Raw genomic sequence first — 13945 nt, 5'->3', positions numbered from 1 at the left:
TCGTGTTCCGGCGTAGCTCAGCGGTAGAGCAGTTGACTGTTAATCAATTGGTCGTAGGTTCGATCCCTACCGCCGGAGCCAAAAATCTCAATAAAATCAGCTACGTACAGAGATAGCCCTTCGCTGGGCGCTTCTAGTTCTTGGCTGGGGTAACGCTCAGGGTAACAAAAAACCGGGGCACACGGCCCCGGCTTCTCGGTTGGATTCGCGTCATGCCCTAAGCGGCTTCGTCGCGATGCTCGCACGATAACTTCCACTCGGCCTCATGCAATTCCGCCGCCTTGTGTGCTTTCTCGCGGGCAACCTCTAGCATTGCCATGAGCTGCATTGCTTCCGGGTCGGAGGATCCAAGCGTGTCGCTATCCACCGCCAAATCGTAGAGCGCGTCGAGCAAGGCGCCGGTCAGGCTTAGCGCTTTGAATGCTTCTGTATACGGGCTGGTCATGCTGCCCCCCCGGTTTCCGGCGTCTCCAATTCGTCCATGAGCGGCAGAACATCGGCGAGAAGCTTTTCGGCAAGCTCCAAGCCCGCTGTCGGAAAGTGCCGCTGCGTGAACATCTTGCCCGGATTGCACCTCGAATCCTCAGCAAGGATGCTGTGCTGTATGATGCTCATTGCGGCGATGAGCTTATCCTGCGGCGTCATGGTGCTGAGTTCTTCACGCATTTTGTCTCTCCTGTTTCTCAAGCTTCTCCAGATCATCGGCAATCGCGTAAGACCTGCGGCGCAAGTCTTCAAAGATTGCTGGCAGAGAGTTGTGAGCCATCGCCGTCAGTGGGTCTTCATCGGCCCCGTCCATTGCTTGTTCGGACAGCACCTCAGCGCCACCGATCATCCCGGCCAGGTGAACGGCCTCTAGTTGCAGGTCGGAAATTGTCTTGGGCATTGTTTCAGTCTCCCGATTAGTATATCAACGTTTTTAGTTGATAAACCTCACGGCACCCGCCGTCAATGAAAAACGTTGATAATGACACCTGCACAATCACGCGCTGCTCGCGGCCTTGTAACCATGACGCAAACTGAACTCGCAAAGGCAGCGGGGCTTGGACAATCGACGGTGATAGACTTTGAGAAGGAACGGCGTGTCGTTTCGGATGCGGCCATCGCCGCCATCCGCTCTGCCCTTGAAGCCGCCGGGGTAGAGTTCATCGAACAAAACGGCGGCGGGCCCGGTGTGAGGCTCGCCAAGCGTCAATGACGCGTGTCAGAGCTGGCAGATGAAATTGTAGCCAATGAACATTGAGTTGGTGAAGCTGTCCGCAGTCGGATTGCTGTCAACGGTGCCTTCAAACTTGGCAGGACCGCCGCACGTTGCCTCTGCTTTCTCCTGCATCGCAGGTGTCGGATAAAAACCCGGCACGCCCTTCTTTTGATTCATCATGCCGCTGATCGTGAGAAAGTTGCCGTTGTAAGATGTGACTTCCCCAGCATAATCGTCTGGTGCACTACAGGCGGCCAAGGCGGCGGAGAATGCGAGAATTGAAAATGTCCTGTAGGTCATGACGAAAGTATTCCCCGACATTCCCTTTTTGTAAAGCGCTTAACAGGTGCCCGCCTCCGCCATCTTCGTTATCGTGGTGTCGGCCTCCACCATCTTTTCGAAGTCGTGCTCGGGAATGTTGGCAAGACGTTGAGCGGTCTTGGCTTGGCGCTCCGAAAACCCGGCGTCGGCTGCCGCCGACTTTCGGGACGTTGAAAAACTAGGGTCGGCACCGTCCTTAGTTTCGGAGATTGGCCGCCCCCCTTTTGACGGCTCCACCTGTTTCAACAGTTCACCGGCTCGCCGCGTGGCCCGCGCACGAATGCGCTCAGGGTGGCAACCGTTGCCACTTTCCATCTGCGGAATTCCGCAGATAACCGTCATCCCACGAGCCTTATGATTGCGCCATCTTCCTGCGCCTCGTTGATCTGGTTGATCAGCTTCACGACCTGATCGCGGCTGTACATATCCCCGCCGGTCAATGTGAGCGCTACACGGGGAGATTGGGCGGGTGTCTGCTGCGCCGCACCACCTGCGGCCGCAGCGCCGCCGCCTGCCGCCGCGCCTGCGCCACCGCCTCCGCCGCCGTAACTGGTCCCCTGAATGCTGGAAATGAGCGCTCCCGTCTTAGCCAGAGACGCCGCTGTAAAGGCGATAGCAGTTGGCATACCGCCAATTTCCATCCCTTTATCCCAAGCAGACAGTGCGGCTGAGTAACCATTGATAAGCCCCTCGGCGATTGCCGCCGTCTTGCCGATCTGAAACATCTTCTTGTTCTCGACCTGCATGAGTGCGGAAAGATCGCCAAACGCCCCGGCCACTTCTCCTAGAATCATCGCCCGCCGCGCCTTTTCCAGTTGGAGCATCTTTTCCTGATGATCCTTCTGGATGCGCTCCTCGAGTTGGTTAAACTCGTCCTCGGTCGCCAGCTTCCGGCTGCGGAATTCTTCAAGCTGCTCAAGCTGGCGCTCGTAGTTCTCTTGAATGATTTCCTGTTCCGTCGCGAACTGGTCGCGGAGGCGTTCAAAATCGTCCTCGGTAGGCCCCTGACTGGACCCACCGCGACGACTGGTGCCACCAGGGCGAACGGGAGCGCGGCCCGGAGGCGTTGGCACGTCCATTTGCAGCGGCCCGTTGCCACCGTCTTCGGGCGGTTCTTCAGGGCTGCTTCCGTCAATCGAAATGCTCGGCCCCTCATTCAAATTGAAGCCGATCTTCAGCGATGCCATGGCTCTGGCAAGCCACTCAAACTTTTCAGCCGCCCAGCCTGCGCCCTGGATAAGCCCCTGTAGGGCGGGAATGCCGATGTCTCTCACGAAATCCGCAAGAGCAATGATCTCATCTTCAACCGACAGCATCGCCGGGACAAGTTCACCTCGGATTTCGTCACGAATATCACGCAACTTGCCATTTAGCTCGTTAGCCCCGGCGACAGTCTCATTCGACAGAATAGTGCCAGCGTCTCGCGCCTCATTCGCCAGCCGGTCCATTTCCCGGCCATTGTCGCGAAGAAGCGGAAGCATCAGCGACAGGTCCGACGCCATCGCTTCCATGTAGAAGGTCATCTCGCTTTGCGTCAGGTTCGCCTTTTCCAGCGACGAAACATAAAGCTGCAACGCTTCCGGCCCACTCAGTCGGGCGAACTGCTCAGCAGTCACACCAACCTTAGGTGCGATGTTCTCGAAAAAGTCGGCCATCGGACCGCCGCCGGTCGCAAGAAAGTCACCAACGCGATCCTGAACGTCCTTTAGTATGTCGGCCAACTTCTCCTGTTCGATACCAACCGAACGAGTAGCCGCCGCCATTTCCTGGAACTTCTCCGGCGTGGTGCCTGCGACTCGGGAAAGGTTGGTCAGGCTTTCACCAATTTCGCCCACACGATGCGCGAGCGCCGCGCCCGCCGCCGTTGCAGCAATGATTGCCCCGCTCATTGCCAGGGTCGCGCGGGTGGCGCGCTGTGCCATCTGTTCAGCGCTGGTTCCAAAGCGGCTCACATCGCCGCGCGCGTTGCGCAGCCCCCTTTGAAGCGGGCCAATGTCTGCGGAAACTTCTACGGCGATATCGCCAACAACTCGTGCCATGTCTTCAATCCAATGCTGCGAATGGGTTTTGCTGGGCGGGCTTGTTCGCCGTGACTTTGTTTCTTGTCGCCGGGCTTAGGCCAAACTCGCTTAGAAGGGCGTGACAGTGGCGCAAAGCCTCGTTGCGCATTGCCACCTCGGGGCGCGCTTTCCAAAGGCCGCTTTCGCCTTTGTACGTCCGGCCCTGATCTTCGATCGTTGCCGTCAGCACCTCGATTTCTTCAAGCCGCGAGGCCAGCATGGCAATCATGCATTCATCTGCCGGGCTGACGATGTTCAGGCTATCCAGTACCGCGCAAAGGCTCGCGAATAGCTCTGACGCCCGCTCAGAGAGCCACGCAGGCGCCTCTGGTATGCCCGATGGTACAGACGGCGCATTCGGGTTACTCCGGTCCTTGCGGAACGTGCCCGCGATAACCTTCAACTCATCGGGTTTTGACTTGCCGCCCTTCATGGAAATTCACCTCAATCCTGACCTCGTGAAAAAATGACGCCCGCCGCCGGTCCCGAGAGAAAAACCGTGGGGATTTGACCTACCCCCCCGGTATGGCGGTGACCGCTGGCAATGGCAGAAGACCAGCGGTCACCAAGTCGCGCAGGCAGACGCAACTATTACGTGGAAACCTTGAGCAACTTGATCGCGTTCGGATCGTAGACACAGCCGCCGATGCGGCGCGCAAAGTAGAACCGAATGAAACCCGGTCGGGTGATATCGTCACGGACCAGCCGCATCCCGACACGTTCGGCGATCAGGTAACCGCGCGACCAATTGCCAAACGCAACCGGAACATTACCGTTCGACACTGCGGGCATGTCGTTCGCCTCAACAACCGGGAAGCCCAGAAGCGATGCGGGTGTATCCCCGAAGCCATCGCGCCACAGGTAGTTGCCCTCACCGTCTTTCAGTTTCCGAATGCTCGCGATTGTGTCGCTGGCCATCATCCACGCAACGCCGGGTCCAACCCGATAGCTCGGCTGAAGCGAGTAGAGCAGATCAATCAAGCTGTCGCCGGTGATAGCCGAGGCGCTGCCCGTCACCAGATGCTGAAGCTCATTGGTGGAGCGCGTGTCATCGCCATCCGTGGAGGTATCATATCGCAGGAAGCCTTTAGGCTTGCCCGTAACCCCATCGCCATTCACGAAAGCCGCGCCCTCCTGATAGGCGAATTCAGATGAGACGTGATCGCTGAGGAAGTTGGTCACATCGAAACTAGCATCATCGAGCAAGTGCGCCGAGACTTGAGGGTATGCGAAAAGTTCTGCACTCTTCGGCTCGATCGAAATCAGTTGCGGTGCCGTGGTGGTGGAGCGGTTCACGTCTTCCTGGATCCAGCCAGAACCCTCGCCCCGGATGGAGAGCAGCGCGCGATAATCTTGCGTGTACGTTTGCACCACACGAGCAACGCGGCGCATGGGTGAGATTTCTTTCACCTGCCGACCCACCATCTCGTCAATCTGGAGCGGAACGGCATAGCCACCGTCACTGCCCGATGAAGTGGTCATGCCTCGGGCTTCGCCCCGGAGCATGGCCCGAAACTCTCGTTCAGCTTCACCGAGATGCCCACCTATGCTGGGGGAACGATAATTGTCGATCTCGGCCTCAGCGAGCCGCACACGCTCGCGGCGCTCGATTTGCTCGCCAAGGGATTCTGCCTCAGACATGAGGCTATCAAAGCGGGTTTGCTCATCTTTGCTCATGTTGCGCTCTTCCTCTTCGGCCTTCGTGACAATGGACTTGGCCACTTCCACTTTTTCGGCGCGCGAAACGCGCAGGGTGCGGGTTTCCATACTCACTGCTCTTCTCCTTTGATGCGTTTGTTGATTTCGGCAACGTTGATGAACGCAACCGAAACAGGCTCCCGAACGGGTGCCAGTTCTTCCGTGAATTCGTGGTTGTCGTCGTCTGCCAGGGCCGCCATGACACCGGCGATGCTGTCGCTCCGCTCCATCGGAACCCCGGCGGGCGTGGTGCCGAAACAGAACGGTTGAGAGGCGTTGAAAGCCCACGAACTCGGCGGGCTATCCATGTGCCCAAACCAGAAGTTCGCGATCACGCGAGCCTCTTTTGCAGAACACCCGGCGTCGATCAGCGCCCGGATGCTTGCCACTTCAAGCGCGTTTGCCCGGATACCCTCGGAAACCAACGGCCCAAGGCGCATCACGTTGTTGACGGTATCGCGCGAAAGTCCCGTCATCTTTCCAATTTCGATGGCGCTCATAGCTACCCCTCGCTGTTGAAACTGCAATTACATTACCATTGATGCGCATCTGTGTAAAGTTACACATCGGATTAAAAACGACTTATGAAAGTCGCATCATTCACGCGGCGCGCCATGCCGAGCCTTCGCGCTCTCGGCCAGGACAATCACTTCCTTCGCCCAGAAGATCAGCCCATCAAGAGCTTCAATCGGGCATGTGCCGCCCGCGCGAGATTGCGCGAGGATGGTTTCGACGGTTTCTCGCGCTTTGTCGTCGATGCCGTTCATCTGGTGTTCGTTCATTGGACTTGCTCCTTTGTGGAAGGTTTGAAGGTGCCCGCGTCAGGGCGTTGGGAATGGTAAGTAAGGATGTCACTGATTTGGTGACGTTGGGCCGGTCGGAATGGGCCGTTTCGTCACTGATTTGGTGACGCCCTGTCACTGATTTGGTGACGTGTTTCATTCAGGCGTCACCATTTTGGTGACGGGGCGTCACCAATTTGATGACAGGGTTTTGTTTTTTCCGGCTGCCCTCCGCGTTGTGAACTGTGGCTTTGTGAACGGTGAAGTCAGCGCCCGGATGCCATTCCTTGAACAGCCGCCGCCCGGTCGCTTTCTCGCCATGGGGAAGTGCAATCTCGGTCAACTCATAGGTCGGGCATGTCGCCTGTCCCTTGATCCCGAGACGCGCGGGTTCGATTACTACAATGAAGCCCTTGGCTTGCAGGTCGTGGAAAGCCCGCGCGGCAGTGTTGATGCCCACGCCCAACCGCTCGGCAGCCTGCCTCACGCTCAGGCTAATCTTACCGTTGTTGTTCGCCTGCGGGCCGCGCCACTCCAGCTTGAGCCACGGATAGAGAGCTTGTGCCACGGGCGTTAGGGCGCGCCACGCGGGCGCCTCCATCGTATTGCGCTCCATCTTGGTGAAATGCTCGCCGCGCTTCTCGTTGCGCCGGTCACGGCCCATTGCTGCCCCCCTTGGCATGGTGTGCCTTATGGTGGCGGCGGCAGAGAAACCGCACCTCAAGGGGATTGTCGTACGTGTCATGATGGGCGTCCGTTTTCGGATCGCCGCATACCTCGCACGGCTTGCGCTCGATCACGCCGAGCCGCATGGCGTTCTGCACCGTGAGGTGCGCCAAGTAGCGCTTGGGGTGGCGCTTGCGCCACATCTGCTGGCGCGTGGGCTTCCTCTCCTTGCTCATCAGGAAACCCCCCAGATCAGGACCGCAAGGGCCTTCGCCCGTGCCCTCGTCAGACCGTGCTGACGCATCAAGAATTTGATTTGTAGGTTCTTCATTTGCTCACCTCGTGGTTGCCCGAGGTGGCGCGGCATGGTATTTTTCCGCTCGAACCCTCCAAAAGTTCGCATTGACGGAAAGCCCCCGCCTCGCCACGGACGGGGGTTTTCTTATGCGGCTTCGATGTTCTGGGATTCGAGCCAGTCGATAACCTCAATTTCCCGCCAATAGCGGCGGCGTCCGATGTACATCGGGCGGGGGAAATCCAGTTCGGGCTTATGCAGCCAGCGATGTAGCGTCATCGCGCTGATATCGCCGCACATCTTTTGTACAGCGGTTGCCTGAATTCTGCGGTGAGGATTGCATGTGTCGTGATTGGTATTCATCGGCCACGGCTCCTTTGGTGTTGCATCGTGGCCTATCAATAATCACGGTGTTGCCCGTGCCGTAACTACCCAGAGATCGTAGTTTTCGAAAATTAAGAGCTTAGGGTACGCCTTTATTATTCATAAAATTCAATATCTTAATTTGGGCACTTTTGCCCGCAGCTGTCTGCTCCTTGTACTTCATCCTCCTGCTTTCTCGCTCGCGAAAAAACGCCTTACCCTTTAGGTTCCACAGGTTGCGTACCTGCTCAGAATGATTTCTTACGCACTCTTCTGCGATTGCTTCGCGGCTTGCACCGCCGATACTCTTAGAAACGGCACACAAGAACTCGATCCTATCCTTGGTCTTTTGCTGGATGCCCCGATTTCCTCTATTTTTGTTTTCGAAGTACTCGAACCATCGGCTTGCCCTTTCTAAATCCCGAGCTTCTTTATGGAGCTCCATAGCTTGTTTCGTTTTTTTAAGACAATCATTGCTATCTGAAGATCCTTCTGCCTCCGCCTCTAGACGTTCGGCTTCCTTACGCTTGGCGCGCGCCCTAAGCGCGGTCTGGCCCGATGATTTTAGTTCAGCCATGCCCTGCCTCCGTGATCCGCACCACGTTGTCCGCCCTGCCCTCTACCAGATCGGCCACCAACCGCGCCCATGCGTCCAGCGCGGCCCGCTTTTCGTCGGCATAGTCATGTCGCTGATACACGGCCACAATGCCGCCGCCCGTGCCGCTGACGTGGTTAAGCACTGCCTCCGTTACGCGAACCGGGATGCCAAGCCGTGCCATGCCAGTAGCGGCGGTGCGGCGTAGATCGTGAAAGGTCCAATGCGGAATATCTACCGCCTCGCCGGCTTCCTCGCTGGCAATCTCGGCCATGCGTTCGGCAATGTGATTTCGGCCTTTGTGAAAGCCGCTAAGCGGGCTTGCGCCGGTCGTGGTGTAGATTAGGCGGGCGGGACTCTCTACCCGCTCCACGCCCGCTAGAACGGCCCGCACGGCCTCAGAAAGCGGCACGGAATGCGCGCGCCCGTTCTTGGTGCGTTCGGAAGACAGATACCAAACACCACCTTCTATTTCGGTCTCGGTCATCCCGGCAACTTCTCCAAGCCGCTGGCCGGTCAAAAGCAAGGTTTTACCAAACGGCCCCCAAGGAAAGCCCAGATCGTCGCAGGCGCGCCAGAACCAACGGATTTCGTCATCACTCAGAACGCGGTCGCGGCTCTTTTCCTTGGCAACCGGCTTGACGCCCTGCGCCGGTGACATGGCGATGATGTCACGATCCACGCACCAACCGAAGAACGTCCCGAGATAGGATCGGACGCGATTTGCGCTCACGACGCGACCGCTATCAGCTATCCCGTCTAGAAGGTCGATCACATCGCGGCGGGCAATGTCCTGAATGTCGCGATCCCCCCAGACGGTCCCAACGTGACGGTCTAACTCGCGCTTCACAGTCGCGCCGGATTTCAAGGTGCTGAGGTGCCTTTTTGCGTATTGTTCCAGTAGCGTCTTGATCTTGTCGCGCTCGGATAAGTGCGCCTCGATCCGCGCGGCCTTGGCTTTCCTTTTCGCGGCACCCGGATCGTTGCCTAGTTCCAGCGCCTCGATTGCCTCCGATGCTGCGGCCCGTGCATCTGCCACTCCCATGATCGGCCATTTGCCCAGCGTGAGTTTGCGCGGCTTGCCGGCATAACGATATCGGAGCGCCCAGCTTTTGACACCGCTAGGTTGGATCACGAGGTACAGACCAGAAAGTGCCGGGTCTGGAATTTCGCGACGGGTTGCCCCCGGCTTCAAAGCCTCCACCGCCTTGGTTGTCATCGCCTTTGCCATAATCAATTTGTCCCTTGGGGTAACGCTGGGGTAACAGTTTCGCGTGTTTTCGACTGTTACCCCAAGTTAGGAACATTGCATAACAATGCAAGAAAATACTTGTTTTACATGGCAATTTTCTGGAGCGATAGTTCTACATAGTTATGGCTTGTTAGGTGTAGAATTTCGACTGTTAATCAATTGGTCGTAGGTTCGATCCCTACCGCCGGAGCCAAAAATCCAAATTTTATAAATAAAAACAAGTACTTGAGATGTTATAGGCTGCGTTACGCGCCAAAAAGCGTGCCATCCTGAAAACGACTGCCGATTTGCCCTTTCTGCATTTCATTGGAATGGCCGAGAATCGTTGTTCGAGAAGTCAGTTGGTCGGGACAACCCGGCCTCAGATGCATCGCACATCATCGGCCGCTGCCGCGCCAATTGAGTTTCGAGAGAATGCACATGGTGCCTCGGCTATGCGATTAGTGCCACTCGCTCTTGTCGAGCCTATGTCCAGCCCTTTCCTTCATCAAAGCCAACTCGCGGCTTGGCGAAACGGTATCCCTGCCACAGAAACTTGAATGCACCGACTAGACCGAACTTCGGCAGCACTTCTCGCAATAACTGGTTGGGGGTTTTTATAACAACCGGTGTCTCGACCTTCTTTGATTGCGATACGACCTTTTGGAGTCTGTAGTCCATCGTCAGAAAATAATTCATGCCTGCGCATTCGGCGCACCAGAGGTGGTACGCGTCCATCGCTTGATTGATGATTAGAGGCTTGTTTGGGCCTTGGTACGCGCCAGTCATCCTCGTGAGTTCACCATAGCGCGGGTGTCTGATGCGACTGAGGAAGTCCAAGGCATGATCCGCGCCGCTCTTTTTCCCATCGGAGATTATCCGAACACGCGGTGCCATTGGGTCAGCTACTCTATGAATCGGGCACCCAAAAAACCTACCGGAGGCGCTACACATGCCCCGCAACCCCAACGTCTCAAGATAGACCTCGCGGTGGGAATGAAATTTCAGGCGCCCGGAGATACCAGCATAAGCCAGCATTCCAAGCAGAATAGCATCACTTTTCAGCGTCTCGTTATTTTTGATCTTATGTATATCGTTAACGGTGTACCGTTCGTGGTACTCAACCTCGTAATCAGTTCCACCCCAATCGACAGTGCCCAGTCTCGAACGATAGACGTGCTTCTTGACGGCTGCAAATTTCAGTATGTTCGTGTCGATGAACAGAGGTGGCTCGGGAAATCTGAACAGGTGAGTTAGGTGGATTTTCCGCTCCCAATCCTGCAGCGTTGCCGGGACGAAGGAGCGAATATGGCAAAACGACCGAGACGAAACCACAGCCCAGCTTTCAAGGCGAAAGTCGCGTTGGCGGCGTTGAAGGGCGACAAGACGATGAGCGAGCTGGTGACGCAGTTCGACGTGCATCCGAACCAGATCAAGCAATGGAAGGATCAGCTGCTGGATGGAGTCTCCGGCGTATTCGATGACAAGCCGAAAGCGGCGAAGGAGCCGGAGATCGATGTCACCTCTCTACATGCAAAGATCGGCCAGCTCACGCTTGAGAACGATTTTTTAGAGGGAGCGCTCGCCAAGGCCGGTCTGTTGCCGAGCGCAAGGAAATGACGGACCGCGCCCACAGGCTGAGCCTGACCCGGCAGGCCGAGCTGCTCGGGATCAGCCGGGGCAGCCTCTACTATGCCCCGCGCCCGGCCAGCGAGGACGACCTGCGGCTGATGCGCCGGATCGACGAGCTGCACATGGACTATCCGTTCGCAGGCAGCCGGATGATGAAGGGTCTTCTGCGCCAGGAAGGGTTCACCGCCGGGCGGCTGCACGTGGCCACGCTGATGAAGCAGATGGGCATCGAGGCCTTGTATCGCAGGCCCAACACGTCGAAACCGGCGCCGGGGCACAAGGTCTACCCCTACCTGCTGAGGAAGCTGGCAGTGACCCGGCCCAACCAGGTCTGGGCAATGGACATCACCTATGTGCCGATGGCGCGCGGCTTTGTTTACCTGGTGGCCGTTGTCGACTGGTTCAGCCGCAAGGTGCTGAGCTGGCGGCTCTCGGTCACGCTGGAAACCGGCCCGTGCGTGGAGGCGCTGAACGAGGCCCTCGCACGACACGGCGCACCCGAGATCATGAATACCGATCAAGGCAGCCAGTTCACCTCCATCGACTTCATCACCGCGCTGAAAGGTGCCGGGATCCGGATCAGCATGGATGGCAAGGGGGCCTGGCGGGACAACGTCTTCGTCGAGCGCCTATGGCGGACCATCAAATACGAAGAGGTCTACCTACGCGCCTATGATAGCGTCTCGGCCGCTCGCGAAAGCCTCGGCCGGTATCTGGCCTTCTACAACACCAGGAGACCGCATTCATCGCTGGACGGGCAGACCCCCGATCAGGCATATCTCAACACGCCCCGGCCAATTCCGGTCGCGGCATAACCGAGCGGGAAATCCACTTACGAAACGGCTCGAAACTGTTAAAACAAACCGAGCCACCTCTGAACACGTCCGCTACAGATTTTGCTTCTTTCAAAGGTCTCTTTCCTCTCGATGCAAATCCACGCGGTGTATATTGTTTGGCCACCCAGCCGCCCCAAGCCGTCCATCCCGAAAAGCTCAGCGAACCTCTATCAACTCTTGCAACTGAGGGACGAGCTTCTTGACCAAAGGAACACAGTTCTTGTCGTACTCTGACCAAGCTTCATGTGACAGTTTGTGGTCGGGCTGATCAAGTGACATCTCTTTTGCAACTAGCGATGAACGCATTGCGTCCGCCACTGAGCGTATGAGCGCGAACGTTTCAGGATTCAAAAATAACTCATAACGCCGCGTAACGCGGTCAAATTCTGAGAATGCCTGAGCCGCGGCGTTGAAGCGCATTCTGTTCATTGTTTCCATAAACTGGGCTTGAATATCGGGGGCTGACAATATCTCATCGACTTGCCATTTTTTAAGATCAAGAGTGTTCAGGTATTCTGCCCGAGCATCCTCATCCAGCCTCTTGATGTCACTGTACTGCTGAAGGGGCGATATTGAACCAAGCAGTTCTGACTGGGCCTCCTTTAGGGCGTTCCAAATGTCTAGGCAGGCTTCGAACTGCTTTTCTTGAAACCTAACTTGCGCTTTTAGTGCACCATCAATCTCCGCCCTCAAGCGCTCCAACTCTTTCGCGCGGTCATGCCGATAGGCTTCGAGCTTTTCGGCAAATCTGGCTTCTAGCCACGCATCTCCTAGACGTTTAAACACGTAGTATGCAACAAAGGCGCCCCCACCTCCGGCGCTCAGTACTGACAAAAGAAATTTCGCAACATCAGTTTCCATTATGTCGGTCCCCGCACCGATCTTTCGATTACGTCAAAGTAATATCCTGCGCATACACAAGAATCTACTGTCCGACATTTGATCTGTTTCTACTCGCTCCGAATTTGGCACCCAGCCATCCATCAAGCAAAAGGCGCCCGATTTCTCGGGCTCCTTCGCTGGGCAATGAGGGCTATGCCGCAAGGTCGTTCACGCTGGAAGAATGCAAGCCTCGCGGAAGGCCCGAATGGCGGCGTCCCCGGCAACCTGTATCTCCCGTTGATAGTGGCCTGCCTCGATAAGCCGATTTGTCAGGGCCTCGTTCGTCTCGCTCGGCTCAGCCCCCGCGTCGCAGAGGCTCTGGGTCATAATCACCGCCTGCGTTCGGCGCAGGCGATAGCGGGCGTAGGGGCTCGCAATTGTGTGTATTATTTCTATCCGAGGTTCGTTGCGGTCGTTAGGGTTGGCGTCAGCCATTGTATGATCTCCTATCCAGATCGTGCTTTGGTTAGGTCCTTGCTGGTGGGGAGAACCAGCAAGGGCCGTTGCATTTGTGTGCAACTGTATTTACAGTGATTCCAATCCTATCCGATGTCAAACAAATTCAGGTAATCATATGGCCAAGACCTCCGCGATCTCCGTTCGAGTGAACGATGAAACTAAGGCAGCCGTCGAAAAGGCGGCAGAAGGTGATGGGCGTTCCATCGCGTCTTATGTGGATCGCGTGCTTGTCGCGCACCTTAAGGAACTGGGCTACCTTCCGAAGTAGGCCTTTCAACGGGCAAAGGGTTGACCGGTTGAGCCATCTGGCGTAGGGGCTTCGTAATCCCTGCGGTGATCCACGGCAGGAAGGTGAGGCGCTCTGCGCGTCTCAGGGCGCGGCAAGGCATGGTACGGCATGGTTGTTTCCTCAAACAATCTTCCAAATGGAACCGTGCAATGTCTTGGACTTATAAACAGAAGAAATGGCGCGACCGAGTGCGTGCTGACTATCTCCGCGAAAGCGGGCGCGACAGGTTCGATCCAGTCGAGTTCCGTGAGTGGCTTTCGGATCGGCCCGATCACGAAGCCTACCGCATTGTGTTTCCAGAAGATGCGTCGGGCGGCGAAGGGCAATTAGGCCCGAGCACGTCAGCGATGTCCGAACCCGTGCGAGATAACGTCCGGGTTCGGTATGGTGACGGCCATAGGCCTCCAAAGCACTCCGCAGAGATCATCCCGTTTCCGTGCTGTTGAAGCCGCGAGCGGCGCTCCATGGCTGCTTTACCGTGTGCTGTCGACGCGCCGAATTCGTGGCGGAGCCCATCACGTCAGCCACCTAGATAGCAACCCGCCAGTGGAATGGCCCGCTGGCGGGCGGTCTCGGCATAGACGCGCTCACTGATTTGAAGTCCTCGTTCAGTTGGTGCATCTTTGCGCGCACTG

Annotated in this window: 21 protein-coding genes and 1 tRNA gene; 4 read left to right on the top strand and 18 right to left on the bottom strand. The window is 56.9% G+C overall.

Features of this window, described 5'->3' with window-relative positions; all coding sequences use genetic code 11:
- Positions 1–6 precede the first annotated feature (6 nt).
- A tRNA-Asn gene (locus ACO07J_RS09535) sits at positions 7–81 on the top strand.
- A 136-nt stretch (positions 82–217) separates the two neighbouring features.
- Here the strand turns inward: ACO07J_RS09535 and ACO07J_RS09530 are convergent.
- From ACO07J_RS09530 to ACO07J_RS09520, 3 genes are read right to left on the bottom strand one after another with little or no spacing between them, the layout of a single operon-like run.
- Complete coding sequence (locus ACO07J_RS09530; RefSeq protein ID WP_422028536.1) at positions 218–445, bottom strand: hypothetical protein; 228 nt, start codon at positions 443–445, stop codon at positions 218–220.
- Positions 442–666 (bottom strand): hypothetical protein, encoded by a 225-nt coding sequence (locus ACO07J_RS09525; protein ID WP_422028534.1) that lies wholly within the window; start codon positions 664–666, stop codon positions 442–444. Before ACO07J_RS09525 ends, ACO07J_RS09530 begins: the two co-directional genes overlap by 4 nt.
- Positions 659–886: a hypothetical protein gene (locus ACO07J_RS09520; RefSeq protein ID WP_422028532.1), complete on the bottom strand. Its 228-nt coding sequence runs from the start codon at positions 884–886 to the stop codon at positions 659–661. Before ACO07J_RS09520 ends, ACO07J_RS09525 begins: the two co-directional genes overlap by 8 nt.
- Before the next feature lie 81 nt (positions 887–967).
- On the opposite strand from ACO07J_RS09520, the gene ACO07J_RS09515 reads away from it, so the two are divergent.
- On the top strand, positions 968–1198 hold the full coding sequence (locus ACO07J_RS09515) for a helix-turn-helix domain-containing protein (protein ID WP_422028530.1): 231 nt from the start codon (positions 968–970) through the stop codon (positions 1196–1198).
- Between the two features lie 6 nt (positions 1199–1204).
- Here ACO07J_RS09515 and ACO07J_RS09510 read toward each other — a convergent pair whose 3' ends face one another.
- The 13 genes from ACO07J_RS09510 to ACO07J_RS09450 form a co-directional block, all read right to left on the bottom strand.
- The gene (locus ACO07J_RS09510) at positions 1205–1501 is read right to left on the bottom strand and encodes a hypothetical protein (RefSeq protein ID WP_422028528.1); all 297 of its coding nucleotides are present in this window, start codon (positions 1499–1501) and stop codon (positions 1205–1207) included.
- 39 nt (positions 1502–1540) lie between these two features.
- Complete coding sequence (locus tag ACO07J_RS09505) at positions 1541–1864, bottom strand: hypothetical protein (RefSeq protein ID WP_422028526.1); 324 nt, start codon at positions 1862–1864, stop codon at positions 1541–1543.
- Positions 1861–3561, bottom strand: a complete 1701-nt coding sequence (locus ACO07J_RS09500; RefSeq protein WP_422028524.1) for a hypothetical protein — start codon at positions 3559–3561, stop codon at positions 1861–1863. Before ACO07J_RS09500 ends, ACO07J_RS09505 begins: the two co-directional genes overlap by 4 nt.
- Before the next feature lie 4 nt (positions 3562–3565).
- Positions 3566–4015 (bottom strand): phage terminase small subunit P27 family, encoded by a 450-nt coding sequence (locus ACO07J_RS09495; protein WP_422028522.1) that lies wholly within the window; start codon positions 4013–4015, stop codon positions 3566–3568.
- Positions 4016–4173: 158 nt separating this feature from the next.
- The gene (locus ACO07J_RS09490; RefSeq protein ID WP_422029751.1) at positions 4174–5349 is read right to left on the bottom strand and encodes a phage major capsid protein; all 1176 of its coding nucleotides are present in this window, start codon (positions 5347–5349) and stop codon (positions 4174–4176) included.
- Positions 5350–5351: 2 nt separating this feature from the next.
- Positions 5352–5780 carry a hypothetical protein gene (locus ACO07J_RS09485; protein WP_422028520.1) on the bottom strand — a complete coding sequence of 143 codons (429 nt, stop codon included), beginning with the start codon at positions 5778–5780 and terminating at the stop codon, positions 5352–5354.
- Positions 5781–5876: 96 nt separating this feature from the next.
- Positions 5877–6062 carry a hypothetical protein gene (locus tag ACO07J_RS09480; protein WP_422028518.1) on the bottom strand — a complete coding sequence of 62 codons (186 nt, stop codon included), beginning with the start codon at positions 6060–6062 and terminating at the stop codon, positions 5877–5879.
- 160 nt (positions 6063–6222) lie between these two features.
- The gene (locus ACO07J_RS09475) at positions 6223–6726 is read right to left on the bottom strand and encodes a hypothetical protein (RefSeq protein WP_422028516.1); all 504 of its coding nucleotides are present in this window, start codon (positions 6724–6726) and stop codon (positions 6223–6225) included.
- Positions 6716–6964 carry a hypothetical protein gene (locus ACO07J_RS09470; protein ID WP_422028514.1) on the bottom strand — a complete coding sequence of 83 codons (249 nt, stop codon included), beginning with the start codon at positions 6962–6964 and terminating at the stop codon, positions 6716–6718. The genes ACO07J_RS09475 and ACO07J_RS09470 overlap by 11 nt, the downstream gene beginning before the upstream one ends.
- A gap of 206 nt (positions 6965–7170) precedes the next feature.
- Positions 7171–7386: a helix-turn-helix transcriptional regulator gene (locus ACO07J_RS09465; RefSeq protein ID WP_422028512.1), complete on the bottom strand. Its 216-nt coding sequence runs from the start codon at positions 7384–7386 to the stop codon at positions 7171–7173.
- A gap of 100 nt (positions 7387–7486) precedes the next feature.
- Positions 7487–7963 carry a hypothetical protein gene (locus ACO07J_RS09460; RefSeq protein WP_422028510.1) on the bottom strand — a complete coding sequence of 159 codons (477 nt, stop codon included), beginning with the start codon at positions 7961–7963 and terminating at the stop codon, positions 7487–7489.
- Entirely contained in the window at positions 7956–9212 is a 1257-nt protein-coding gene (locus ACO07J_RS09455; protein ID WP_422028508.1) for a tyrosine-type recombinase/integrase, read from the bottom strand. The genes ACO07J_RS09460 and ACO07J_RS09455 overlap by 8 nt, the downstream gene beginning before the upstream one ends.
- 486 nt (positions 9213–9698) lie before the next feature.
- Positions 9699–10634: a hypothetical protein gene (locus tag ACO07J_RS09450; protein WP_422029788.1), complete on the bottom strand. Its 936-nt coding sequence runs from the start codon at positions 10632–10634 to the stop codon at positions 9699–9701.
- Between ACO07J_RS09450 and ACO07J_RS09445 the strand changes: the two genes are divergently transcribed.
- Positions 10521–11659 (top strand): IS3 family transposase gene (locus tag ACO07J_RS09445; RefSeq protein WP_422028238.1). Its coding sequence is split into 2 segments (ribosomal slippage): positions 10521–10785 and positions 10785–11659, totalling 1140 coding nucleotides; the frame shifts between segments, so codons are not numbered across the junction. The two genes, ACO07J_RS09450 and ACO07J_RS09445, sit on opposite strands and share 114 nt — an antisense overlap.
- Before the next feature lie 177 nt (positions 11660–11836).
- Here ACO07J_RS09445 and ACO07J_RS09440 read toward each other — a convergent pair.
- Both ACO07J_RS09440 and ACO07J_RS09435 read right to left on the bottom strand, forming a co-directional pair.
- Entirely contained in the window at positions 11837–12541 is a 705-nt protein-coding gene (locus ACO07J_RS09440) for a hypothetical protein (RefSeq protein WP_422028506.1), read from the bottom strand.
- Positions 12542–12730: 189 nt separating this feature from the next.
- Positions 12731–12997, bottom strand: coding sequence for a hypothetical protein (locus ACO07J_RS09435; protein WP_422028504.1), 267 nt, complete (start codon positions 12995–12997; stop codon positions 12731–12733).
- Between the two features lie 139 nt (positions 12998–13136).
- Between ACO07J_RS09435 and ACO07J_RS09430 the strand changes: the two genes are divergently transcribed.
- On the top strand, positions 13137–13289 hold the full coding sequence (locus ACO07J_RS09430; protein ID WP_422028502.1) for a hypothetical protein: 153 nt from the start codon (positions 13137–13139) through the stop codon (positions 13287–13289).
- Positions 13290–13945: the final 656 nt, after the last annotated feature.

The organism is Roseovarius sp. (genome assembly GCF_965228755.1).
Lineage (GTDB): Bacteria > Pseudomonadota > Alphaproteobacteria > Rhodobacterales > Rhodobacteraceae > Roseovarius.
Note: the sequence above shows the minus strand (reverse complement) of the source record. Positions and strands in the feature narration are given on the sequence as shown.